Annotated in this window: 24 protein-coding genes and 1 pseudogene; 6 read left to right on the top strand and 19 right to left on the bottom strand. The window is 43.3% G+C overall.

The genetic code is table 11. The features are described from left to right. Positions 1 to 30: 30 nt before the first annotated feature. From QUB77_RS14290 to QUB77_RS14255, 8 genes are all read right to left on the bottom strand, one after another. On the bottom strand, positions 31 to 843 hold the full coding sequence (locus QUB77_RS14290) for a hypothetical protein (protein WP_333323135.1): 813 nt from the start codon (positions 841 to 843) through the stop codon (positions 31 to 33). A gap of 1 nt (position 844) precedes the next feature. Then, positions 845 to 1,093 (bottom strand): hypothetical protein, encoded by a 249-nt coding sequence (locus tag QUB77_RS14285; protein ID WP_333323134.1) that lies wholly within the window; start codon positions 1,091 to 1,093, stop codon positions 845 to 847. Positions 1,094 to 1,095: 2 nt separating this feature from the next. Continuing rightward, complete coding sequence (locus tag QUB77_RS14280; protein WP_015211755.1) at positions 1,096 to 1,293, bottom strand: hypothetical protein; 198 nt, start codon at positions 1,291 to 1,293, stop codon at positions 1,096 to 1,098. Between the two features lie 28 nt (positions 1,294 to 1,321). Continuing rightward, positions 1,322 to 2,023, bottom strand: a complete 702-nt coding sequence (locus QUB77_RS14275) for a hypothetical protein (RefSeq protein WP_333323132.1) — start codon at positions 2,021 to 2,023, stop codon at positions 1,322 to 1,324. A gap of 61 nt (positions 2,024 to 2,084) precedes the next feature. Then, positions 2,085 to 2,351 (bottom strand): hypothetical protein, encoded by a 267-nt coding sequence (locus QUB77_RS14270; RefSeq protein WP_333323130.1) that lies wholly within the window; start codon positions 2,349 to 2,351, stop codon positions 2,085 to 2,087. A 109-nt stretch (positions 2,352 to 2,460) separates the two neighbouring features. Further along, positions 2,461 to 3,156, bottom strand: coding sequence for a siphovirus Gp157 family protein (locus QUB77_RS14265; protein ID WP_333323128.1), 696 nt, complete (start codon positions 3,154 to 3,156; stop codon positions 2,461 to 2,463). A gap of 3 nt (positions 3,157 to 3,159) precedes the next feature. Further along, positions 3,160 to 3,411: a hypothetical protein gene (locus tag QUB77_RS14260; protein WP_333132183.1), complete on the bottom strand. Its 252-nt coding sequence runs from the start codon at positions 3,409 to 3,411 to the stop codon at positions 3,160 to 3,162. Positions 3,412 to 3,453: 42 nt separating this feature from the next. Further along, complete coding sequence (locus tag QUB77_RS14255) at positions 3,454 to 3,948, bottom strand: hypothetical protein (protein ID WP_333132184.1); 495 nt, start codon at positions 3,946 to 3,948, stop codon at positions 3,454 to 3,456. A 196-nt stretch (positions 3,949 to 4,144) separates the two neighbouring features. Between QUB77_RS14255 and QUB77_RS14250 the strand changes: the two genes are divergently transcribed. Then, positions 4,145 to 5,149 carry a hypothetical protein gene (locus QUB77_RS14250; protein WP_333323126.1) on the top strand — a complete coding sequence of 335 codons (1,005 nt, stop codon included), beginning with the start codon at positions 4,145 to 4,147 and terminating at the stop codon, positions 5,147 to 5,149. Between the two features lie 31 nt (positions 5,150 to 5,180). Here the strand turns inward: QUB77_RS14250 and QUB77_RS14245 are convergent, their stop codons facing one another. The 5 genes from QUB77_RS14245 to QUB77_RS14225 all read right to left on the bottom strand — a co-directional run bounded on the left by QUB77_RS14245 (position 5,181) and on the right by QUB77_RS14225 (position 11,237). After that, entirely contained in the window at positions 5,181 to 5,672 is a 492-nt protein-coding gene (locus tag QUB77_RS14245) for a hypothetical protein (protein WP_333200657.1), read from the bottom strand. 416 nt (positions 5,673 to 6,088) lie between these two features. Beyond that, positions 6,089 to 8,173, bottom strand: coding sequence for an ATP-dependent DNA helicase RecG (recG, locus tag QUB77_RS14240; RefSeq protein ID WP_333323124.1), 2,085 nt, complete (start codon positions 8,171 to 8,173; stop codon positions 6,089 to 6,091). Positions 8,174 to 8,641: 468 nt separating this feature from the next. Further along, complete coding sequence (locus tag QUB77_RS14235; protein WP_333323122.1) at positions 8,642 to 10,333, bottom strand: relaxase/mobilization nuclease domain-containing protein; 1,692 nt, start codon at positions 10,331 to 10,333, stop codon at positions 8,642 to 8,644. Positions 10,334 to 10,390: 57 nt separating this feature from the next. Continuing rightward, entirely contained in the window at positions 10,391 to 10,768 is a 378-nt protein-coding gene (locus QUB77_RS14230; protein WP_333176512.1) for a hypothetical protein, read from the bottom strand. Positions 10,769 to 10,958: 190 nt separating this feature from the next. Continuing rightward, positions 10,959 to 11,237: a hypothetical protein gene (locus QUB77_RS14225; RefSeq protein WP_150111731.1), complete on the bottom strand. Its 279-nt coding sequence runs from the start codon at positions 11,235 to 11,237 to the stop codon at positions 10,959 to 10,961. Positions 11,238 to 11,587: 350 nt separating this feature from the next. On the opposite strand from QUB77_RS14225, the gene QUB77_RS14220 reads away from it, so the two are divergent. The 5 genes and pseudogenes from QUB77_RS14220 to QUB77_RS14200 all read left to right on the top strand — a co-directional run bounded on the left by QUB77_RS14220 (position 11,588) and on the right by QUB77_RS14200 (position 15,922). Next, the gene (locus tag QUB77_RS14220; protein WP_333176515.1) at positions 11,588 to 12,769 is read left to right on the top strand and encodes a ParM/StbA family protein; all 1,182 of its coding nucleotides are present in this window, start codon (positions 11,588 to 11,590) and stop codon (positions 12,767 to 12,769) included. After that, a complete protein-coding gene (locus QUB77_RS14215) occupies positions 12,762 to 13,241 on the top strand; it encodes a hypothetical protein (protein ID WP_333176517.1) in 480 nt (159 codons plus the stop codon). The genes QUB77_RS14220 and QUB77_RS14215 overlap by 8 nt, the downstream gene beginning before the upstream one ends. Positions 13,242 to 13,399: 158 nt before the next feature. Further along, complete coding sequence (locus QUB77_RS14210; protein WP_333176518.1) at positions 13,400 to 14,281, top strand: mobilization protein; 882 nt, start codon at positions 13,400 to 13,402, stop codon at positions 14,279 to 14,281. Beyond that, a complete protein-coding gene (locus QUB77_RS14205) occupies positions 14,278 to 14,961 on the top strand; it encodes a DUF6753 family protein (RefSeq protein WP_333176520.1) in 684 nt (227 codons plus the stop codon). The genes QUB77_RS14210 and QUB77_RS14205 overlap by 4 nt, the downstream gene beginning before the upstream one ends. A gap of 234 nt (positions 14,962 to 15,195) precedes the next feature. Next, positions 15,196 to 15,922 (top strand): annotated as a pseudogene (locus QUB77_RS14200) (IS1 family transposase). A gap of 144 nt (positions 15,923 to 16,066) precedes the next feature. Here QUB77_RS14200 and QUB77_RS14195 read toward each other — a convergent pair. From QUB77_RS14195 to QUB77_RS14170, 6 genes are all read right to left on the bottom strand, one after another. Further along, entirely contained in the window at positions 16,067 to 17,041 is a 975-nt protein-coding gene (locus QUB77_RS14195; protein WP_333176522.1) for a hypothetical protein, read from the bottom strand. 198 nt (positions 17,042 to 17,239) lie between these two features. Beyond that, positions 17,240 to 17,434, bottom strand: coding sequence for a heavy-metal-associated domain-containing protein (locus QUB77_RS14190; protein WP_015211780.1), 195 nt, complete (start codon positions 17,432 to 17,434; stop codon positions 17,240 to 17,242). 546 nt (positions 17,435 to 17,980) lie between these two features. Continuing rightward, a complete protein-coding gene (locus QUB77_RS14185; protein WP_333323120.1) occupies positions 17,981 to 18,394 on the bottom strand; it encodes a MerR family DNA-binding protein in 414 nt (137 codons plus the stop codon). A gap of 178 nt (positions 18,395 to 18,572) precedes the next feature. After that, complete coding sequence (locus QUB77_RS14180; RefSeq protein WP_333323118.1) at positions 18,573 to 19,550, bottom strand: cupredoxin domain-containing protein; 978 nt, start codon at positions 19,548 to 19,550, stop codon at positions 18,573 to 18,575. Between the two features lie 441 nt (positions 19,551 to 19,991). Then, positions 19,992 to 22,250, bottom strand: a complete 2,259-nt coding sequence (locus QUB77_RS14175) for a heavy metal translocating P-type ATPase (RefSeq protein ID WP_333323116.1) — start codon at positions 22,248 to 22,250, stop codon at positions 19,992 to 19,994. Positions 22,251 to 22,295: 45 nt separating this feature from the next. Then, complete coding sequence (locus QUB77_RS14170; RefSeq protein WP_333323114.1) at positions 22,296 to 22,496, bottom strand: heavy-metal-associated domain-containing protein; 201 nt, start codon at positions 22,494 to 22,496, stop codon at positions 22,296 to 22,298. Positions 22,497 to 22,924: the final 428 nt, after the last annotated feature.

Here is a 22,924-nt window from a genome sequence, read left to right as displayed (position 1 = left end):
TTCGGGGGGCTACCTCCAGTACCTCTCGAATTATTTCAGATGTAATGTCAGATTCCATAATGCTAAGAGGTGTGAGAAATTGGTGTTAGGCTCAGATTCAATCCAGTCAATCAAGTCGCAGGCTTTATCTAGTAGCTGAGTGGCTTTCTTCCATTCACTTGCTAGGAATTTAATGTCTTCAATTGTCCAGGGTCTTGATTCAAAATTGCGATTCCAGTAACTTTCACAGCAAACACTTTGGTCTAGCCAAATATTTCCTGTTTCCAAGTCAAGGAGTGCTAATGCTGTCGGCAAATCGCTGATAGGAGGTGCAACACGACGGGCTAATCTTTTAAGAAGTTTGAAGTTAGTTTTTTCGGGATGTGCAATGTCTTTCAAGCTGTATCCAAACGTGCATTCGTACCACGATTCCCCTTCCTCACCTGCTATCGATTCCAACCACCATCTACCTGACTGCGAAAGCGGCAGTAATATCTGCCATCCGCTTCGCAATGCGTCAATTCCTTCTTCATGGTCTTGCCAATCTACTCCTTTGGGCGAGACAGGAATTTGATAGAGGCGCTCTTCATAAGCGCCCTCTAAAATTATGTCGTCAATCGGAAATAAATGTTCGTTAACTAGCGAAATAAACTCCAATTCCTTGGGACTGTGATTTTCATCTTCCGAGTAGAGTTCCGCTTGGCTTTTTTCCCATTCCAAAGGAAACAATTGTTGATAAAGACTGAGTAGCTGATAGGTGTTCAGTTTATCTAACAAATAATCTGTTGCTGATTTAAAATCGATGATTGGTTGGCACTGCTGTAATATTTGCAGAGCGGATTTAGCATTCCAAATTGCAGCCATATTAAAACCCCATTGGAACTGCACCAGCTACAGAGCGACTATTTAACAGTCGTTCCTTGGTTTGCTCAACTGCTCTCACGTCGTCTGTCCCTTTTGAAATAGCTAAGTCAATAGCTTTTACCATTTCTTTCATAGTCGCGCTATCGAGTTCGCCAGAAAGCTCTAACCGTTGTAGTTTCCGGCACATAGATAGTGCTGGATTGACTTCTTCTGGTGCATTGATGAGGAATTCTAAAGGAGTCATTTTCATGGTTATTTTACTCCTTTAGAGCCGTTGCGTTTGGCTACTGTAATCAATTCTCCAGGTTTTCTAATGATGTCGGCGTTGGCGCAATCGGGGTAATAAGTTGTGAGCAATTTGCGGAGTTCGTTATCATCATTTGCTATTTCCTCATCAACAGGATGCTGTTGCCCCTCGAAGGAAATTAGCACTTTCTTTTTTGAAGTCATTTTCTTATCCCAAAAGTAGGTATGTTGTTCAAATCCCAAATAAGGTCAGTTGCGTTCCAGTAGTTTTAGACTCTGTAGAAGTTGTAGACGTAGTGGTGCTACTTGCTTCGCTTCCAGGTTTATTTGGGTTAGCGCTTCTTTTCTTTTGGTTGCGAGCATTAGCAATCTGTCGCCGCACTTGGCAATTAGGAAAATCTGCTACAAGTTCCTTCAGCAGTTCTTTGAGAGGTGGCGGTAATTCTCCCAATGATGACTCTCTTATCTTTTCGCTAACTGGAAAGTCCCTGTGACTACTTGCGGAAATAATTACAATTCGTCCGTCTGGATGGCCGTCATCTGGTTTAAATGTCAGGTGCACTTCGACAGTACATTTCTCTAAGATATAAGGTTCTTCTTGATGTTCGGATTGTAAATTGTGGGATCCTTCAGTTTCAGAGACAGCATTTTCTTCATCTTCCTCTGCCCAATTATCATCATCTATTGATTCTGAATCGCTTGCAGAGGTTGATGATTCAGTAGCGACTGTTTTTTTAACTTTAGCTGGCGAGAGGAGACCTAGATAATGTTTTTTGGCTTGCCAGCGATCGCGGTCAAATAGCAGTCCAATCTTTTGGAATTTTTCCTCTATTGTTTCTTCATCTTCGGCTTGAATTGTATACTCAATTAACTCTTCGCTCGTTACCGATAAATTAGCAGCCGCGACTGCCTCTTCTGGTGTCAACCATTTCATTTTTGCTATGCTATTTAATAGCTTGTCATACTACTTATGGGCGTTAGCCCCCTTATTGGTATTAATTAAACTTATTCAAAGATCCACTTAATAATAGTAGCGGCTCATCCGCGTAGGCTTCTACTTCCAAGTAATCGGTCATTGCTTCAGCTACAGCAGCTCTTATAGAACCAAGGAGGACGAATAATCGCCCATCTTTTATGGGAAACGATATATCGAGGCGATTGTCTCCATCCTCAATTAAGATGGCAAGTTTCCCTCGATGAATCCGGTAGGTAATTGTGTCAAATGTTGAAATATCAAAGGAATGGTTGTTTTGTTTATTCATGGATTAAGCTGTCCTAAATTACTTCAAAAAAATGGTTTAGCAGATAGCGATATAACAACTATCTGCTGTTAGTTAAACCTCCCACGCTTGTTTGTCTGAAGATTTACCCCTAGCCGGCTCGTGCTTTCATCTTCTTGTTAGAACCATCAACGCCTTTAGCGCTCGCCTTTTCTTTTCGCCTACTATTTTGTGTTATAGTTGAATGATTCTCCTGAGTATTTGGTGCTGCAGCACGATTAGAAATTACCTCAGTTGCAGAGGTCAGATTTGATGGTACTATTCCGTATTCAACTCGGAGTTTACGCTCAATTCGAGTGCCATCAACGGGAATGCCTTGTTTCCAATCAGCTACGATTTTGCGTTTGTTGGGTGTAACGACTAGCTTTTCCGTGCGGTACTCTGTTGGCAATTCACAAGGATTGATTAATACTTCGCAACTCGGCGGATTTTCCTTGAGTCGGATGTGACGCGAGATCCCCACAATCTCTGTGGGAATTACTCCCATTGAATGAAATTGTAGTAGGGTTTTATCCAGACTGTTGCGCCAACGTTCCAATCGTTCAATTGCCTTATTATGCAGTTCTACTAAGTGTTTTAAGCGTGCTTTGACGGCACAAATTTCAGCATCTAGTTGATCTGCTAGTTCGGCTTGCGTGTCAGCAGCAATTTCCTGGTTTGTCTGGTTTTCCCAGATTTCTTTGAGAATAGCCTCCTCTTCTTCGGGAGTTTCAGCAGTTTCCAATTGATTCCAGAGTTCGACTGCTTGTATCGAATATCTGGCTAACAAATCTTTGGCTAAATACATTAGTTACCACCTTCCGCAACAATGAAAATACTCATCAAAAGTTTCAATGCGAGCGAGTATGTCTAGCGTTCCTGGCGTGAGTTCGTCTTCCAAACTATGAGAGTCAATGCTTTCATCGCCTACTTCCAAAATTTCCGTCTCTGGGATAAGTTCTAGGGAGTCGGATTTGAAATCCACTCTTCCCAGCAAAGAAGTATTAGTGTAGGAAATGAGTGTATTTCTTGTGTCGTCAGCTTCACATTGTTGTAGGGACACGGTTGTGTAAAACCTCGTCTAGGATTTCAAATTCAACAATGCTTAATAGTGCTTTCCATTTCGCGTAGAAGCCCTTAAGCTTTCTACTTTTTTCAAAGCAGGAACCCGCTGCTTGCGAGAAGGAAGTTTTTCTTCAGATACATCTGATAATTCTTCTGAAAAGTTATCTTCGTCGCCTTCAAGATCGTCGTTAGTGAAATCAGCATCGTTATCCTCATCCGCGTCATCCACTTCGCTTTCATCTGTCTGAACTTCTGGTTCTGGCGATGCAGCAGCAGGTGAGGCAGTTGAGGTAGCGATGATGTCATAGCCGAGTTCTAGGATTAGCGATCGCACGACGCTTTCCATCTGCTGTTCCGATAACCCAGGAGTCGTTCTTTTGAGTTCCTGCCGTTTCATTAGCATCCACACTTCCAGAGTTTCTTCTGGTGTTGCAGTCTTCAATGCCAATTTGATTTTTCTAGTCAGTTTGTCCCGCGTGGATTTGAGACGGTCTGTGGCAATTTTTTGTGTATTATTGGGCTGATTTGTAGGCATAAGTAGTGGCGTACCAAATTATTATTTCCACCCCACTCTCTGGGCGTTAGCCCATTTATAAGTGGATGACATCGGAAATTAGGTAGAGGAGTTTGTCATTCCTGGGCATGATGTGATACGACACGCATATTTAATAGGTTAAAGGCTGAAAATACACATAGCCTGAGCTTATATATCGCCTACAAAAAGCATAACCATGAGCCAAATAAGAGGCTTTTACCCAGTTATTCTTCTCCCGGATTCCATTCGTCAGTTCTGCGCGGATAACCCGATACCTATTTTGGAAGAAAGTGCTTCTTCTACAAAAAAAATGCCTTTTCCGCCGCGACCGCCAGTTTCCAATAATTCTCGTTATTCTCTGGTAATTCAACTTTGGATAGCTAGTGTTGCGGTAGTAATGTTGGTTAACTGGCTGTTTGGCATGAGTGTTATGGCTTTCTGGTCATCGCTGACCTGTTCCTCAGTGAGTGCAGTAGCGACTTTCTCTTATCTGCGGTTTGTTGATTTTCAAGTGCGCGATCGCTACAAGCAACGACTGGCTGACTACCAACAACAATTATCCAAATACGAAAGTTATCAATTGTGTCGCTTGCAGCTAAATCACAAGGAAACTGAGCAATATAATTCTCTGTTGCAGGAACGATCTAAGCTGCTTAATAATTTGTTGAAAAAGATTGTTCAACCGCCAGCAAGTCAGGGTAAGGGAGGAGTACAACAAGGGGTAAGTGAAAAGCAATTTTTTATTTACTTATGTCGTTATTTCTCTGGTTTTTATGACTTCTGTATGGGTGGTGAGTTTCCTATACCCGGTACATCTTTTCGTTACACCGCTGACTTTATTTTGGTTCATAAACCGACTGGTTTAGCTATAGATATCGAGATTGATGAACCTTATGATGGGAGAACGGGAAAGCCTCATCATTGTGTGGATAGGAATAAAGATAATCAGCGCAATCAGTTTTTCTTAGAAAGAAATTGGGTGGTGATTCGGTTTTCTGAGTTGCAAGTTGTTAAATATCCTGATGGTTGTTGTAAGGCGATCGCTAGAGTTGTTTCTCAAATTACAGGTGATTATAGAGGATTAGTTCAGTTACAAAATGTTAAAGAGTTACTGCCCAAAAAACAATGGAAAGTTAAGGAAGCTGTTTATATGGCTAAGGCTAAATTTCGTAACTCTTACATAAGAAATAATTTTTGTTAATTAAGGAATTATACTAAAATTTTCAATAAATTTATAGGCTTGCTAAATGCGGGTTGTTTTCACGAATTTTTTGTAACTTAGCTCCCTCAAGTTTAATAGCTGCGGTTCGATCCAACCAAGAGTAAAGATTAGCTGCCAAAGAAGCATTAAGGCTAAACGGTTTAGAATTAAAGCCCGCTCTCATACCTCGACGAATTTCAGGTAGGGTCAGTCCTTGTTCGAGCAGAAAAGGAAGAATATCAATTAATTCTTGAAAAGCGTTCTGTGGCTGAAAGCTGTTATCTGGATCAGCTTTAAGGGTGAATCTGCGACGACGCTTAAAAGGATGTTGCCAAGCCCAACGATAGTGATCCAGATATGCTTCATCAGTATCAATAATAGCATCGGTACGATCTATAGTATTAGCATTTTTCCAATAAGTTTTTTCTTTTATAATAAATACCAAATCACAATAAAGGTTATTGAAATTTGGAAAAGTATCGCCACTGACCCAAAAATTGATATCACCTACTATGGAAGACATTTGTGTAATGTGACAATAGGAATGCAGGAATTTACAATTCCAAATGTAAGGATCTTGATTGCCACCAATAGAATCATGATAAACTACGATGCTATCGAATACTGATTTAGTACGAGATGGATGGTAGATAAGATAACCGTTCAAAATACGACCTCAATAGTAATTATAAAGTACAATTATATAATTAAAAGTATATCTTATGAAATAAAAGCTCTGTTAATAGATTGTTTGAGGTTAAGTAGAAAAATATTCTTATAAAAAGCTAAGAGGATATTTCAAAAGCTAAAGAAAGCTATATTTAACTGCTGATGAGAGGAGGGAAGCAAAACCGTGTGATGTGAGCCAATATATTGACATACTCGATCGGGCTGGCACTCTGTTCACCATAATTTTTTAATATCCTCTAAGCAAACCTATTAATTAAGAGTACAATCCCAACTCGTCAAACCCCGTCTTGTGAGTTCTGCAACCATCAATGGATATCGATCTAAATTCGGGCTACTTTTGCCGATCGCTACTGCCATATAACGAGCTAAATTCAGCAAATCCTCATCATCGAGTATATTCGCCAAAGCGAATTCCGAAATTCCCGACTGGCGATAGCCCATCACAACACCTGGCCCGCGCAGTCGCAAATCCATCTCGGAAATAAAGAATCCATCGGTGGATTTTTCCAATACCTCAAGACGTGCTTTGGCTTCTGCTGTTTTACTGGTATTGAGCAGCAGACAATAGGAAGGGTGCGAACCCCGACCGACGCGACCTCTTAATTGGTGCAGTTGAGCCAAGCCAAAGCGATCGGCATGGTCAATTAAAATGACTGTAGCATTGGGAACGTCAACGCCCACTTCAACCACAGTGGTAGAAACGAGGATTTGGGTTTTGTTGTCGCGGAATGAGTTGAGGGCTTCATCTTTTTCGGCTGATGTCATCCGACCGTGCAGCAATCCTACCTCAAATTCGGGGAAGATTTCCGTTGAGAGTCGATCGTATTCTGCTACCGCTGCTCTTAAATCTAGCTTTTCCGATTCTTCGATCAGGGGAAGGATGATGTACGCTTGACGACCTCGAAGTACCTCAAGGCTGATTAAATCGTATGCTGAAGCGCTTTTATTAAGCACTTTCGTGTGAATTTTCTGACGACCGGGCGGTAACTCGTCAATCTGACTGACATCCAAATCCCCGTGCAAGGTCAGTGCTAAAGTACGCGGAATAGGAGTCGCGGTCATCGTCAGTACATGAGGTCTATTTCCTTTGTTCAGTAAATCCTGCCGCTGTTGCACCCCGAATCTGTGTTGTTCATCGATGACTACCAGACCGAGTTTGTTGAAGTTGACCTTCTCTTGCAGAAGCGCGTGAGTTCCTACCAATAGTGAAAGTTCACCCGTCTCTAATTGGGCGTGGATTTCTCTGCGCTTGGCGGTTTTGGTAGAACCCGTCAGCAATTCAACAGAAACGCCAAGGCGTTCAAACCACGCCGCAATCTTCCTGTGATGCTGTTGGGCTAGCACTTCTGTAGGTGCCATAAGTGCCGCTTGGTAGCCAGACTGGATGGCAGCGAGGATAGCAACGACAGCAACAACTGTTTTACCAGAACCGACATCCCCCTGTACCAGTCGGTTCATCGGCGTTTTGGAAGTCATGTCATTGAGAATGTCGTTAATGACCCTACGTTGAGCTGAGGTAAGCGAGAAGGGAAGTTGAGAGTAAAACTGTTGGATTAGAGGGCCAGCAGGAGTTATTTTTGTAAGAGCCGATCGCGCCAAAAGCCGATGGCGACGCACTATAAACGATAGCTGGAGATAGAAAAACTCATCAAATACCAGGCGGCGGCGGGCAGCTTCTAGTTTGGTTTCGTCTGGGGGCTGGTGGATGTTTGCGATCGCCTCCTGTAAATCCATCAAACCACATTTTCGTCTGAGCTCTTGCGGCAGAGGGTCATTTAGCAGTTTGGCAGATTCCAAAACTGAGGTTACTGCATCTTGGACAATTTCGTTGCTAACTCCCTTTGTCAAAGGATAAATTGGGATAATTAAATTTTTCGTATCCTTGGCTTCGTCTAGACCGATTAATCGGATTTCAGGGGAAGTTAATGTCATCCCGCAATAGCGATCGGCTTTGACTATCCCAGATATAGCAACAATGCCTCCAGCAACATAGGTGGCGGCTTGCTCGTTCCTCCACTTTTTTGATTGGTAGTACGGGTGGCTGAAGAAACGCTTGCAGGCTATTTTACCGGTTTTGTCTTTGACAATAATAGTCTGAATTGTTAGCCTAGAATTTTTATGCGGACTCACTACTTCCTGATGTTGAATCTTACCTACAACCGTGACTGAATCGCCTACTTTCAACTGATAAACTTTTACTCGCCGATACTTGATGTAATCACGGGGAAAGTAGAGCAGTAAGTCTCGTACAGTTGCAAGGCCCAGCCTTTCTAGCATTTTGTAATTGCTTGGGTTTAACCCTGGCAGATCGCAAATGGGTGAATGCAGTTTCATGATGATAGTTGGGAATTTCTCAAATTCAAATTTTTGTTAGTAAGCCATTCATAATGCTGCGCTAGCAGCCACTTCACCAATGGCAAATCGCTGAATTTAATTGGGAGATACACTGCTTTTAGTCCTTCCATTACTTCTAACAAAGCAGAGTTCCATTCTCGCTGGTTGCACGAAGATTTAGGGCGCAGTCGAGAGAAGTAAGTGACGTAGATTCATAATTTTAAGGTGGCGCTTCCACTCTTTCACACTACTGATAATAGAGTCTGAGTCACGGCTTGGACAAGCCGGTTTGGAAAAAGCTCTTTTCCAAATAGCATATTGTTTGGTTTTTAGGTGGGTTGCAGCGACGGTTTTACTGCTCAAACAAGTCGAAAAGGGTGGGCAATAAGCAATTTGTTTATCGCCCAACTTCAGTCATCGTTTCCTGGTCCCATGAAAGCTGCGTAGAATACTAATAGTGAGCTTTGATTAATCCAAAATTACGCCAAAATTGCGCTCGATTGCTTCATCACGATCGTTAAAACCATTTTCTGTTTCTTGCTCTTGAGATGCTAAGATTGCGTTCCAGCCGGCAAAGCCTGGATTGATTCGCTTTGATTGAGGGAATGTTTCAATAATTTCTTTTGACAGTCGATCGCCGTCTCGATCTCCTTTGAAGCCGACTACTATAGTTTCTACTTCCTTAAGAAAGCCGGTTGGCAGCGAAGAAACCGCATCAATGCTTAAGTATAAAGTCGGCCTATTATTGAAATCTGGATCTAAGGCAATTACAGACAGGAGTTCTACCGGGTTGCTGGCAATAATGGCTCTTTCAATATTGTTTTGAACCGCTATCCAGAAAACTCCCTTTTCACTGTTGTCGCCTCCTTGATGTGAGCCTTCCTCATGACTGTCAATGGAAAATTTTCCATTGGCGTCTAAGGTGCAGGTTCCTCTGTACTCTCCTGCAAGAGTGCGGAGTTGGAATACAGGGCGGTTCAGGCTGTCTGCGTCTATCCATCCCCTGTCGTGTAGGAGGTCGATTAATTCGACTGGCAGACAAGCATTTTCTATTAAATTGCTTCGTACAGACTCCCAGTTAAGTGAGTCGAACCCCGATGTTTCGCGATCGTTGGGCGAGTCGGGTTTGCCTACATCTTCTGACTCAGCGATTAGAGAATCTTTGTCGGTTTCTGAGGAAGTCCCCCTGCTGCTTCCTTCTCGCTCTGGCCTGTCAATGTTAGAGTAGCTTTGCCAGTATATTGGTGAAGAATTGCTTTCGATGCTGCTGTTCCTCATTTCGCCACAGTCATCAGCATCACTATCATTGTTCGCGTCGCTATTTGGTTTAGAGTTTTCTGTTTCCAAAATTTCGTTCAATTCTCGCTCTTGCAATGGGGGAATGGCTTCCACATTTATGTCAGTATTAGCAGAGTAAGTGACTCCTCTGTATTTTTGCAGCCCCTTGAAGGTGTAAGCTTTGCCTAAATGAGTGCCGCTAAAAGCAATATTGCCTAATTTGTAGCTAATCCCTAATTCGCCTGCGGGGGTAGGTTCTATTTTTACACTAATGCCTTGTTCAACGAGTCGGTCAATCAAAAGAGCGAGCGCGGGACTGTCAGTGGTTGCTCTATCTAGTGCTGTTTGCAGTTGTTCCCGCGTGCTGATTTCCCCCGTTCTTGCTAACCGTCGGTGTTCGCCAGTCGTGGGAGAACGGCGTTCTTTATCAAAACTGCGGGAAGCTGGTGTCAAGTCATACTTTTCTTCCAATTCTTGAATCAATTTTTCGCTGCGTAGATAGTTCCAGCTATCTGATACGCAAGTTCCTTGCTCATCCAATTTGATACGGCTGGCTGCAATGTGAATGTGGTCGTGGTCGCGGTCGGTATGGCGGATGATAGCAAACAGATTTTTATCGAGTCCCATTCCTTCTAGGTAATCTAGAGCGATCGCCCGCCATTTGGCATCAGGGATATACTCGCCATCCGGCACGCTTAAGGTCGCATGGTAAACTGGTTTTTCAACTCTAGGGTTGAGTTGTTTGGAGAACAGAAACTCAGCAGCTAATTCCTGGACATTTTCTCCTACCATATTTCCTCCAATCAGTGAAGCTCCTTCTTTGGAGAAGAGGTAATTGAGCAATGGGGTAAAAGTTTTACCGATTTTCTGCTTGCCAATCATTATTTACTAAACTTAAAACTTGTGTAGTAAAAAAGTGATGATTTGTGGATGTTTTTATTAAAAGTTTTCGCTAGGAGCTTCTAAATTTTCCTCAATATCGCTTAAATTCATTAGAAGTGGTACGTTCATTTGCTGTTGCTGTACTTGCTTGAGCAGTGCCAAAGTTTGCTCAATCAGATCCTCAAAGTTGGCTGGCTGTGTAATTTTTTCCCCCATCCATAATGCTTGTTCTGTAGCAAGGGCAATCGGTTTGAGGCGGAGGTTAAGTTCGGCTAATTTTTGGCACAAAGCTGGTTGATGTTGTTGTTTAAAAGTGTGGTATCGGAACAGACTGCTGATGCTCACCTGGAGATTTTTAGCCATTGTCTCAGCAAGTTGAAGTTCTTCTGGCGTTAGGTATACGGTTATTCTTTTGATTCGTTTGGATCTCGACATGGCTAGTTTGCTCGCTATTTGGTGTTGGGTAACGAACTTTATCCTTCGGCTGCGATCGGGTAGCGTGCGCGGAGGGCAATCGCGCCTCAGCCACTTGCCACTCGCTTGTTGCCTGGAGGGGCTTTAAGGCATGGCAACTCGATGTCAGTCTTTCCAATGGAAAATTTTCCCTTGCCACTAGGGCTTAGACTCAGGTTTGGCTGAATTCAACAGGCGTGGGAATTTCCAATGGAAAATTTTCCATTGTCACTGTGGCCCAGAGCCAGATTTGGCTGAACTTAACAGGCGTGGGAATTTCCAATAGACATCTGGGAAAATCAATGATGCGTGCTCTTCCACTTTTGCTTGCATACGCGATCGCCCTTGTCTCTACATCTTTTTTCGAGATGTCTGTGTGAAGTACCCGATGCTGATTGCAAGCAATACAGCGCGGGGCTTCCCGTCTAATAGCTAATGGAAAATTTTCCATTGAACAGCGACAGGCTGGCAGCAGCGCTCTCCTCATAGGGGTGCTATCCCGTTAGAGAAAGCAGTTTGCACGCACCTCTGACACAGCTTGCTACCAAAAGCTCTGTCCCAGCCTAAGCCGTGAGTCCGATTTTTGTAGATGCTGGGATTCAGACAACTGGCTGAGGGAGGGAAGGTTTTAGGAGGGGTTAATAAGTAGTAAGTGCGTTTTAATCCTTGAATAGCTGTTGTTTTACAGCCTTCTTTTGAGGTGGCACGCTTGGCTTAGCGTAAGGGTTATTTCTGCACGTCCTTTCCGTACAGGGCTGTTTGTTTACCACTCTTGAAACTTCAATTAGGAAGACCTGCGATATGAGCGAAACTACTATCGAAACCATCTGGCCTCAAGCGATCGCGGCCTGCGATTACGGGGGGTCAGCTACCAAAATTCTTTACGCAGGGCCAAAGAATCAAATTCGACTGCTGTGCATGGAACCGGAGGTCGTATCTGTACCGCACGAATCAATTTTGGCTTATGGCAGAGACCAATTGGGGTCAGCCGAGCCTGAGAATACGGCTTGGGTTGCCTTTAGGAACGATTACAGGGCAGTAGGGTATTTGGCGAAAGAGAGGTTTCACGCCAATGCTGGCCTTTCGGAGCTTAAGTACGAGAGGGCGCTGCACAAAACTCTGGCTGGGATGTGGGCCATTAAGGAAAAGCTGAATTTGCCTGCGAAATTTACGGCGGCGATCGCCGTGTTGTTGCCACCGGGGGAATATGAAGACCGAGGGAGGTTCGAGCGGGTGCTGCGGGAAGCTTTAGCAGATTACCAAACTCCTACAGGCTCAATGAGCGTGGAATTGTTGGCGTTTAACTGCAAGCCAGAGGGCGGTGGTATTTACCTGATGCACAACAAGAAAGTTGGTTCTGTTTTGAAAGAGCGGGTGTGCGCGATCGCCATGATTGGCTACCGCAATGCTAGCCTGCTGGTGGCTCAGCGGGGAGATGTTAGGCCGGGAAAAACAAGCGATTTGGGCTTCATCCGCATGGTGGAGAGGGTGGTAGCTAGGACTTCAGGGCAGACTGCGGAGCGATTGACTCCGGCGATCGCAGCAGCGGGATCTGAGCTCAAGGCAGCTCCTTTAATGCGGTTGGCTCGCAGCACGACTAAGCAAGGGCGGGCTGAAGAAGTGCAGCAGATGATAGCAGCAATCAAAGAGGCACGACCTGAATATGCGCGGAGTCTCACCAGTTGGTTGGATGAGAATTTGCCACCGGATTGCGATGAGTTGGTGTTCTGCGGTGGGACGGCTGATTATCTCCGCAAGGAGTTAAACGAACATTACGATCGCTTCCCAATTATTTGGAATGCCGAAATTGCTATGCCACCTATTTTGGAAAAGAAAGGGTTTGAAAATCGGCTCAATGATGTCTATGGGATGTTTTCGTATTTCAAGGCTAATTTGAAAAAGCAGTTCACTTCTCAGGTCACAGAATCCGCTGTTTGTGGGTCAAAAGGTTCCGTTTTACAGGAGATAGTTGGTCGTGGCTAAGGAAAAAGAAAGGGTTGATTTTTTGTGGCGCTATCAGCCTTTAAAATCTACTGATGATGGAGTTTTGATGTCCTATATTAAAGGTAATTTATTGCTGCCTTCGAGAGAAATGATTCTCCAATCTCTGCGACCTTACTGGCTGCCGCTAGCATATCTGGAAAAAGAGAATATCGATCCAGTTATTTTAGGGCGGTTATTTAGAAATGCCGTCTATGCTCTGGAAAAGCACGCTCTCTATTTGCGCGAGCGAGGCGGGATTGAATATCCTCCTACTAATATAGGGGGAATGCCTATTTCCCAAATACCATCTTCGCGAGAAGTACCTGCTGGCATTGAGGAGGCAGACCGTTCTCTGGTTTACGGTGTGGAAAGCTTGACGCCTCCTAACCATTCCACTCGTAGCGGATTGACTGCGGATGACTTCTTTGAATTAGAGGGTGGCGAGGATTTCGATGATTCAGGATTCGCATGAATGAGCTTCAATTATTGAGCGAAATTTGACCATAATTACCTCTGCAAATACAGGTATGCTAGTCATTGTATGGGATTTGCGAATTTATATATTAGGCAAATCTTCTAGCTGGTTGGGCAGTTATTAGCTATCCCTAAAAAGCAGAAATAACTGTATTTGTGTTAGGAAATCAAGCTGAAATAGGACAGTTCGACATGGCAAGTAGAAGTAGAAACTCGAAATATCAAGTGCAACTAACAGATTCTGTGGTTAAACAGGTAGATGAAGGAGGAGATTCAGGTATGGATACAGCGATAGAAAACTCGAATGGTTTCAAAGAGTGCGGGTTAGAGAAGGTTGAAAAACCAGCTACTAAAATTCATCTGATTGATGGAGAGAAAGGCGGGGTTGGCAAGAGCTTATTTGCTAGGGTTTTGATTCAGTATTTCTTGGACAAGAATTTCCCATTTTTTGCCGTAGATACCGATCGCTCTAATCCTGATGTATCTCGAATCTATGAAAGCGTATGCCGTGAAGCTCTGTTTAGCGAGGACGAGAAGAAGTTTTACGAAGCGGATCGGATTTTTGAATTGGCGTTTGAGAAGAGCGTAATTGTCAATTTACCGGCTCAAGTTTATCCTTTGGTAACTAAGTGGATGGGAAGAAACAATTTAATTGAGTTGGGGAAGCAGTCTCGCATTAGTTTTTGCAAGTGGTTTATTTGCACGGGGGGCTACGATAGCGTGCAGCTCTTTTTGAAGTCAGTTAAGCATTTTGACAATAAGATTGCTCACGTCCTCGTCCGCAATTTGGGATTGGAGGATGATTGGAGTTCTGTGGAAGAGATGGAGGAGGTGCAGAATGCGATTAAAAAGTATGAGGTGAAGGTGATTGATTTCCCTAAGTTTTATTCGCGGGAAAGGAATGCGATAGATGCTCGGGGGATAACTTTTGATTTGGCAAGGAATAGCCAGGAACTCGGTGTGTTGGGCCGACAGCGGATTAAGTCGTTTATGTTGTCAGCTTATGAAGCGTTTGAAACTACGGGGATGTTGCCGTGAGTTATGGTGCTGTTGATACTAAATCTTTGCTTGATATTGCTTTAGAGGGGCAATCTGAGGAGTACAGGCGCAAAGTTTTGGAGTTGGCTTTTAAGGGAAAAATTGAGCCAACTGACCCGATTTTTCTGATTTTGTTGGCTGCTGGCCGATTGGAAGTGCTGATTCAAGAGAGTCCAAAACCAGAGGATTTTGAGTTAGCGTTCGATCGGTGGGTGGGGCGGATTAACAAGACTTTGGCGAGTTACGAACGGGTGGCGGTAGAGAAGCAAGAGGGACAAATTGCTGAGGCTGTTAATTCTCTGGTGCGTCAGACGGAGTTGACTCGGTGGAGGACATCGGCTCTTGCTTTGATACCGGCTGCGGGTATCCTGTTGGTGGCGTTAGGTGCCGGTGCTGTGATGGGGTGGATGGGTTTACTTTGGTCGCAAGGAGGGTTTGCACCGGGGGAAGCAGTTTCTTTAACTCAGGAGCAGGCGGAGACTTTGCGGTGGGCAACAAGTGCTGAGGGGAAGTTTGCTCGGAATTTGATGAGGTGGAATTCGGATAGTCTTACTGATCTGGAATGTAAAAAGGATGTCAAGCGTCTGGGGGTGACTTTGGAAGTGGCGGGAAGGCCAGCTATTTCGGGATTCTGTACAATTTGGGTAGAATCGCCAGAGTATCGTAAATTTAAGGATTGAACACTGGTGTGACTTTACCTAGAAATTAGCTAACTTTTCCAAGTTCTACTGATAATTATTTCGTTCATCTTGCTGCTGACGTGTATAGTATTTCTTCCTGTAATTACCATTTTACTGCTAGTTTGGTATGCTTCAAGTTTTAAAGCTCGTGAAAAAGATAGTTTGAAAATATCCGGGTAGTAATGCACAGTAATGGTTTAATATTAAATCAACATAAATTTTCGAGGTAAAAGTATGGAATGTCCTAATTGTCAAAGCGATTTTTGTATTAAAAATGGAAAGACTTATTACGGGAAACAGCGATTTAAATGTAAAATTTGTAGCCGTCAGTTTATTAAAAATTCTCAATATAAGCAGATTTCACTCCTATACTAAAGCCTTAATTGAGCGCCAGATTTTAGAAAAAATTTCTCGAGCAGGAATTGCTATAGCTACGGGGGTATCCATTCGATGGCTTCAGAATTATGTAAATAAAAAGTATGCCGAAAATTCTGGGGAAATTTTGGTGATGAAAAAACCTTCATGTCAGTTGACTTTACAGCTAGATGAAATGTGGTCATTTGTCAAAAACAAGCGAAAAAAGCAATTGCTCTGGATAGCTTTAGATCAAAAGACCCGTGAAATTGTTGGACTTTATATTGGAGACCGGTCAAAAAAGTCTGCGTCCAAGCTCTGGCAATCTTTACCTCCTGTCTATAGACAATGTGCTGTTTGTTATACTGATTTTTGGGAATCTTATTCAGAAGTGCTACCTTTTAAAAGACATCAAGCTGTAGGTAAATAATCGGAAAAAACCAGTCATATTGAAAGACTTAATAATACTTTACGGCAGGGAATTTATCGTTTAGTTCGTAAAACCTTGCCTTTCTCAAAAAAACTGCAAAACCATATTAGAGCAATTTTTAACTTTGTACATCACTATAATTCTTGCATAAGAAAACGATATCATTACTCTGCATGACTACCCCATAGTTTACTCATGATTTATCGCCAAGGAGTTTTGCTATCAGCCACCAGTAGTTAGCTGATAGCAAAATGTTTAGAAATCAAGCATTTGAAACAAAAATCTGTTTCTCTGCTTCAGAAACGAAAAATGCGAGTATAACTATTCCACGTTTACCCAAAAATCAGCCGTGACAATTTGACCATTACGATTGAACTGCCCCCAAAGCTTATATTTTCCTGGTTGGGGGAAACTGGTCATAAAGTGAACCTCTCCTGCTGGAGTATCTTTCAAGCCATGAGCATGAATATAGTCGGCCTTTGTCAACGGTGATGACTGCTTGAGGATAACTAAGTGTCCTCTTTCCCCTAAATAGGGCTGTAAATCCTTCAGCGGTTGGTTGCTACTAGCATCTTGCAAATTGAAAATTAAGTTAACTCCTTGTCCTGCTTTTATTTGAGGTTGAGAAAACGTGAGGTTAGCCTTAGTATTTCCCAAAGTTTTTGTGGTAGCCATGTCAACTTTTGACGGAGCTAAAAGTTGACCAGGAACTTGCATTTTTAAAACAGAAATTTGTTCTGAATTTTCGGCTGATTTGTAATCACTGAACAGCGTGTAACCACCTGAGCCGGGAAAATCAGTTTGAACTTCAAAGCGTCCATTTCCTTTATAGGTGGGGTGAATATGATTGAAATATTGGAGGTCATCGCTAACGACAATCAGGTGCATTAATTGTTCTTGGAATTTATCAAAATCAGAAATAGACTTTCCCTCTTTGTTTTGAACTTCAATTACCAAAGGTACGGGAGTTTTTGGCGCGATATAGGAGGGAACTGTCAGCTTAGCAATAGCATTTGCAGGCTCGGCATCGGAATGCCCTGAATGATTACCATGATGATGTTGTTCTCCCGCGTCATGGGTTTTGGAATCCTCCATATTATGACCCTCATGAAGATTTTTATTAGCTCCTGATGTCTGGACATTATCCATTACATGACCCTCGTGAGAACTTGTATTTGCCACTTGTGAGGCAGAAGAAGTTGATGTTTCGCCAGATTTCGTGCTTGAGGGTGAGAAGCAACCTTGAGCTAGGATGAGAGTTGAAGTAATAGCAATTGCAGTTAAAAATGGCTTCATTGTTTTCTCCAGTTAGTAAACTTGAGGTTGTCGATTTATCAGGGGTTCAGACTTTGCTGTTCTCGTTTGGAGTTTTTAGTTAAGGGCATTCTTGTAAATGAATCCTCTAAACTACTGATAAACTCCACCGTTAAGATGAATATTTAGGATTGGCGGCTAGCCAAAAGCTAACCGCTGGCAGGAAAAAAACTAAAAGGTTTACACGGATGGATAGCCAGCCGCAGCTATTGCTTCTTTGATTGCTGTTTCGGAGGCTTGAGTTTCTATGCTGACAAGTTTGGTTTTTGGATTGGCTTGAACCGAGGCAGTAGAATCAAGCGTTTGAATAACTTTGGTGATAGCATTCACGCAAGCGGAACAAGCCAGTTTAGGAACAGTTAGTTGCAGTACCATAGCCTTCAATTTCTAATCGATGGTGATTAATGGGTGAAGTTTGTTGAGTAAATCAATCGTGAATTTACTCAACCTAATAACAGCTTAAATTCTCTATTCGACTGGAGAGTCAAGGGGTAGCGAAAAATTTTTGACAAATTTTTTCAGAATACACCGATATATAAGTAGGTAGGCGGGAAAAATTATCTTTATGTAACGAAACATTAAGTGTGGTGATTGGATTTAAATTTAACACGTTGGTACGGTAGTTTTTCTTTCTCCTCTATCTAACTTCTACTCCCTGAATTACGGCGTAGGCAAGCTCTAGCTCATTGTCAAATATTTGCCCTGCTAATTCATCTTTTTTAATGTGTTGCAACTCTAATATTTAGGCAGGCAGAAAATATATAAACCCTGATTTTTTCTTGACCATAACTGTTGAACTTGCCTTAATCAGTGTATGGGGCCGTTGTCTTGAGCGATATTATTTTTTGATAAAGAACCAGTGTGTCAACTTCTATAACCTCCGTTGACACACCGATCGAAACAATTAAGTTATAGAAGAATTTACTTTTTTTGAATCAGAGGACAAATGATGGAATCAACCTTTTCTAGTAAGGTGGGCGAACCTGAAAGTAATCCTTCCAACTCTAGTTTGAGGAGAAGTAGTTGCTGAATTTGTAGCTCGATAGCGAGCAGTTTATCTTGCAACTGGACTTTGATGTGTTCACAAGGCAACTCTCCCCCATCGTGAACCGTCAATAATTCTTGAATCTCGGCTAAAGTTAATCCCAAAGTTTGGGCGCGTTTAATAAAGCTTAGCCGATTCAAAATATCAGAATTAAATAATCTATATTTCCCCTCGGTTCTGCCTGATGCCTTGATTAAACCGAGTTCCTCATAGTAGCGAATGGTTTTGATCGGTACGCCGCTTTCCTTCGCAACTAAACCAATGAGTTTTTGCTTTTCTTGGACTAACATACTCATTTCCTCTATTGAATCCAACTCTAAGCTTATGATAAACTATCCAGTGGGATGGAGAGTCAAGAGGGGCTAGACATTTTTTTGAATGACAGAGTGACGATCGCCTGAATGTCGCAACTTTGGGTAGCAGTAGGCGTCTGGACAAACCATTCGAGCGATCGCACTTGGTTGACGGTCAGTTATTTAAGGCTTGAGCAGCCATTTCATCTGGGTCAGAGACGTTAGCGGCTTGCACTTCTATGGTACCGCGAAACATATTCATGCCACAACTAAAAGTGTGGTTTCCTACGTCTTCGGGAGTGAATTCAATGGTTGTTACTTGATTCAAAGACAAATCGGTAGCAATGCCAAAATCTGGAATCAGCACTTTCGCTAAACAACCACTAGAAGTTTCACGTAAAAAGTGGAGTTGAACGGGTTTACCTGCTTTAACTACCAGATGATTGGGCGTGTAGCCTTTGTTAACAATGATAGTCCCTTTCTGGATGCCCTGGTCAACAGTTGGATTGATTTGCATAGCTTCAGCGTCAATTATTGTTTCAGGCTGATGTGTTGACATGGATGAATTGAACTGGGATTCTGTTAGTGTTTGAGGTTCCTCGAACCCCGTTGATTCAAGTTGTTGGTCTTCGGCGGCGATAATTTCGCCTCGAAACATATTCATGCCACAGCTAAAGACATAACTGCCAGCTTTTTTAGGTGTGAATTCAACAGAGGTTACTTGATTCAGATGCAAATCTGCTGCAATATGAAAATCTGGAATTAAGACTTGTTCCAAACAACTGCTAGGATCTTGGCGGTGAAAGTTAAGACGCACGGGTTGTCCAGCTTGCACAACAATGCGGCTGGGTTCATAGCCACCATCAACGGTGACGGTTACTTCTTGAATTCCTCCACTGGCTGTAACTGCTTTCTGAGATTGGGGTTTGCTAAGGAGAAACCACCAAAGTTCTAAACTAATTAATCCCATTCCAGCCAGAGTAACTAAAATCTTGTTACTTAAGGGTTGTTCAATGCGATGAAACTGACTTCTTTGCTGTGTTTGAGTTGGGTGTGTTTCATGGGTATTTTGCGCTATTCCTTCACCAGATAACATTCCTAGTACAACCCCGAGACTAGCAATAGTACCGATAATTTTTGTTCTGCCAAGCATTTTAAAACCTCCTAAAAAATACACAAGATTATGGGAGTAAGAGCGGGTTTTGAACAAAGGTATTTAGTAAATTTCCTTCGTAATTGACAAAACCCGTGCTATCGTTCAATGTTTCATTCATCAATAGTTCGGACAGTTTTTATATAGCCCAATGGCTTATTCTGTAGGACTTTGAGCCACTGTGGATAATTAAATCAATGTCAGCTCCACCCCGCAAGTTGCATTTAATTGGACTTTATTTATGATCCTTGCGCTGTAAAGCTTGTAGTCTCGTTCCAAAAACTGTCCGGAGTATTGATTCATCAGAGTGCAAAAATAGGCTACGTTAACACTCCAAAAATTGAACCGGAAATTACCCCAAGCAGAAATCCAAATCCTGCTAATGTTCCTAGAAATGTAAGTTGCTTGTTCATCATTATTCCCTCTTAAGCAAGAATCAAATTAGCCAACATTTTTTGGTCGAAAGTTACGGAGACGCAACGCATTTGTTACTACAGAAACGGAACTAAATGCCATTGCTGCCCCGGCAATAATTGGATTGAGGAGCCATCCAAAAATCGGGAAAAGAATTCCGGCGGCGATCGGAATGCCTGCCACATTGTAGACAAAGGCAAAAAACAGATTTTGTTTGATGTTTTGGATCGTAGCGCGAGACAGTTGGATGGCAGTAACAATGCCTTGTAAGTCACCAGAAATTAGAGTGATATCGCTAGCTGCGATCGCGACATCTGTTCCTGTGCCAATTGCCATGCCTACGTCAGCTTGAGCAAGTGCAGGTGCATCATTGATTCCATCCCCCACCATTGCGACAATTTTTCCCTCGGCCTGAAGATTTTCGATTTGAGCGGCTTTTTGATCGGGACGAACTTCTGCAATAACTCGTTTGATGCCGACTTCCCGCGCTATGACTTCCGCCGTGCGACGGTTATCACCTGTTAGCATTACCACTTCTAATCCCATCTTTTGTAAGGCACGAATCGCGACAACAGAAGATGGTTTCACGGCATCGGCAATGCCCATAATTCCTTCTACTTTGCCATTTACGGCAATCCAGATAACCGTCTTTCCGAGATATTCCAATCGATCCCACGGTGGCTGCAAACTACTGGTATCAATTCCCAATTCGTTCATCCAACGATGAGTTCCAATTTGCACCCATTCATTGGATACATACCCTTGCACACCACTGCCTGCGTGAGCCTCGAACTCCCGTGAATCCGCCAACTCCACTCCTTGAGATTGGGCATATTGCACCACCGCTTCTGCCAGAGGATGTTCTGAATTCCGTTCGACGGATGCAGCGAGGCGCAGAAGTTTTAGCTCGTTACCATTGGCGGTACCATTAACCGTTATAAAGTCCGTTACAGTGGGTTTACCTTGGGTAATCGTGCCTGTTTTGTCTAAAACAACAGTTTGCAGTTTGTGCGCTAGTTCTAAACTATCTGCACCTTTAATCAAAATTCCGTTTTCTGCCCCTTTACCTGTACCCACCATGATCGAGGTTGGCGTGGCTAAGCCAAGCGCACAGGGACAAGCAATAATCAGCACGCCCACGGTGGTAATCAATGCCATTGTGACGTTGCCCATGATGTTGTACCAGATGATGAAGGTAGCGATCGCAATGGCAATCACAACAGGGACAAACCATCCCGTAACGCGATCGGCTAATCGCTGAATCGGTGCCTTGGAGCCTTGCGCTTGCTGCACCAGTTTAACGATTTGCGCCAAAAACGTATCTTTACCCACTCGTGTGGCTCGAAATTTGAAGCTTCCAGTCTTGTTAATAGTCGCTCCAATCACTTCATCACCAGGCTGCTTTTTCACGGGTACACTTTCACCCGTCACCATTGCCTCATCAATCGTTGAGGACCCATCAATAATCTCGCCATCCACGGGAATCTTTTCACCCGGACGAACTAGAATGACATCTCCCAACACTACCTCAGCGATGGGAATGTCCACCTCTTGTCCATTACGAATTACCCGCGCCGTTTTTGCCTGCAAACCCATAAGAGAACGAATTGCTTCTGAGGTTTGTCCCTTAGCGCGGTTTTCCAACAGTCGTCCTAGCAAGAGCAATGCAATAATTACAGATGCCGCTTCAAAGTACACATCTGGTTTAAGACCCTGACTGATAAACCACTGGGGAGAGAAGGTGGGAAATAGAGAATAGAGGTAAGCTGCCCCTGTCCCGATCGCTACTAGCGTATCCATTGTCGCCGTATGACGCTTCAAGGCTTTCCAGGCATTGATGTAGAAAGACCTACCCGCCCAAAACAATACTGGAGTAGTGAGTACAAGTTGTAGCCAGGGATGGTGCAGCCACATGGGAATAAAGGGAATAGCTAATCCCGTCATCGCAGGCAGCGAGCCAATCACGATAACGGCACTGATAATACCGCTAACCCACACCTTGCGGGTCAAGTCCTGATTTTCACTTTGCCGCGCCTGCCGTTCTGCATCATCTTCTGGGGCAAGTACATCATCTTGCATCGGCAGAGCAGAATATCCAGTCGCATCCACGGCATCCTGAATCGCTGCTACATCAGTTTGGCTGGGATTATATGTAACGCTGGCTTGTTCAGCTCCAAAATTAACATTGCACGTCTCAACTCCCGGAACTGAGCGGATTGCCTCTTCGATGTTACTTGCACAAGAGGCACAACTCATGCCTCGCAGTTTCATAGTGGCGTTTTCCATACAAAACCTCCTTATTTTCATCCTTAAAATGGGTCTGAGAAATCTTTAGTCACAGGTAACGGGATAACCTGCCGCTGTAATTGCCTCTGTAATGGCGGCTTCAGATGCTTGAGTTTGGATATTGACCAGTTTGGTTTTGGGATCTGCCTGAACATTTGCGGTGGCATCTACTGTCTTGATGGCTTTGGTAATTGTTTCGCCACAAGCTGAACACGCCATGTTAGGGACTTTTAGCTGTAGTGTCATGGTTGTATTTTTCCTTTCCTTTGAGGGGTTAATCCTATCTTGCAGTATCCAGTCCACTGGAGTGTCAAGGGGGAATGAAAAGAAATTTTTGAGAACCTCTAAAAAGGAGAAATCAACACCCTGGGCACCACGATCCGCTGTCTCTTGAATCCCTAGGGCGTGTTTTCAAAGTCGGTGTATCCTAGATTGGGGCGACGATGTTTAGTTTTAAAACTTGTTGTTTAAGTCCCGCTAGCATGAAAAAGCGATCGCCACTCTCGGATTACAGCGATCGCACAATATCAAGAGAATCCTTACCCCTACGCCTCTTCTTTTAACCCCTCCTCAAACAGCATCTAACATTTACCTGCTCCGAGCGAGAATACTGCCAATGGTGCGATCATTACCAACATCGGTAAAAGTTGGTTGGGACAATTATACCGATCGCG

Origin of the sequence: Microcoleus sp. AT9b-C3, assembly GCF_036705485.1 — a bacterium.
Taxonomy (GTDB): domain Bacteria; phylum Cyanobacteriota; class Cyanobacteriia; order Cyanobacteriales; family Microcoleaceae; genus Microcoleus.
Note: the sequence above shows the minus strand (reverse complement) of the source record. Positions and strands in the feature narration are given on the sequence as shown.

Bases quoted from the DNA above. Each gene is read 5' to 3' on its own strand.
- QUB77_RS14230 (WP_333176512.1), bottom strand. From the start codon at position 10,768: ATGTCGAGATCCAAACGAATCAAAAGAATAACCGTATACCTAACGCCA.
- QUB77_RS14275 (WP_333323132.1), bottom strand. From the start codon at position 2,023: ATGAAATGGTTGACACCAGAAGAGGCAGTCGCGGCTGCTAATTTATCG.
- QUB77_RS14250 (WP_333323126.1), top strand. From the start codon at position 4,145: ATGAGCCAAATAAGAGGCTTTTACCCAGTTATTCTTCTCCCGGATTCC.
- QUB77_RS14265 (WP_333323128.1), bottom strand. From the start codon at position 3,156: ATGTATTTAGCCAAAGATTTGTTAGCCAGATATTCGATACAAGCAGTC.
- QUB77_RS14235 (WP_333323122.1), bottom strand. From the start codon at position 10,333: ATGATTGGCAAGCAGAAAATCGGTAAAACTTTTACCCCATTGCTCAAT.
- QUB77_RS14280 (WP_015211755.1), bottom strand. From the start codon at position 1,293: ATGACTTCAAAAAAGAAAGTGCTAATTTCCTTCGAGGGGCAACAGCAT.
- QUB77_RS14170 (WP_333323114.1), bottom strand. From the start codon at position 22,496: ATGACACTACAGCTAAAAGTCCCTAACATGGCGTGTTCAGCTTGTGGC.
- QUB77_RS14290 (WP_333323135.1), bottom strand. From the start codon at position 843: ATGGCTGCAATTTGGAATGCTAAATCCGCTCTGCAAATATTACAGCAG.
- QUB77_RS14175 (WP_333323116.1), bottom strand. From the start codon at position 22,250: ATGGAAAACGCCACTATGAAACTGCGAGGCATGAGTTGTGCCTCTTGT.
- QUB77_RS14285 (WP_333323134.1), bottom strand. From the start codon at position 1,093: ATGAAAATGACTCCTTTAGAATTCCTCATCAATGCACCAGAAGAAGTC.
- QUB77_RS14180 (WP_333323118.1), bottom strand. From the start codon at position 19,550: ATGCTTGGCAGAACAAAAATTATCGGTACTATTGCTAGTCTCGGGGTT.
- QUB77_RS14255 (WP_333132184.1), bottom strand. From the start codon at position 3,948: ATGCCTACAAATCAGCCCAATAATACACAAAAAATTGCCACAGACCGT.
- QUB77_RS14220 (WP_333176515.1), top strand. From the start codon at position 11,588: ATGAGCGAAACTACTATCGAAACCATCTGGCCTCAAGCGATCGCGGCC.
- QUB77_RS14270 (WP_333323130.1), bottom strand. From the start codon at position 2,351: ATGAATAAACAAAACAACCATTCCTTTGATATTTCAACATTTGACACA.
- recG (WP_333323124.1), bottom strand. From the start codon at position 8,173: ATGAAACTGCATTCACCCATTTGCGATCTGCCAGGGTTAAACCCAAGC.
- QUB77_RS14225 (WP_150111731.1), bottom strand. From the start codon at position 11,237: ATGGAAAATTTTCCATTAGCTATTAGACGGGAAGCCCCGCGCTGTATT.
- QUB77_RS14190 (WP_015211780.1), bottom strand. From the start codon at position 17,434: ATGGTACTGCAACTAACTGTTCCTAAACTGGCTTGTTCCGCTTGCGTG.
- QUB77_RS14185 (WP_333323120.1), bottom strand. From the start codon at position 18,394: ATGTTAGTCCAAGAAAAGCAAAAACTCATTGGTTTAGTTGCGAAGGAA.
- QUB77_RS14245 (WP_333200657.1), bottom strand. From the start codon at position 5,672: ATGTCTTCCATAGTAGGTGATATCAATTTTTGGGTCAGTGGCGATACT.
- QUB77_RS14195 (WP_333176522.1), bottom strand. From the start codon at position 17,041: ATGAAGCCATTTTTAACTGCAATTGCTATTACTTCAACTCTCATCCTA.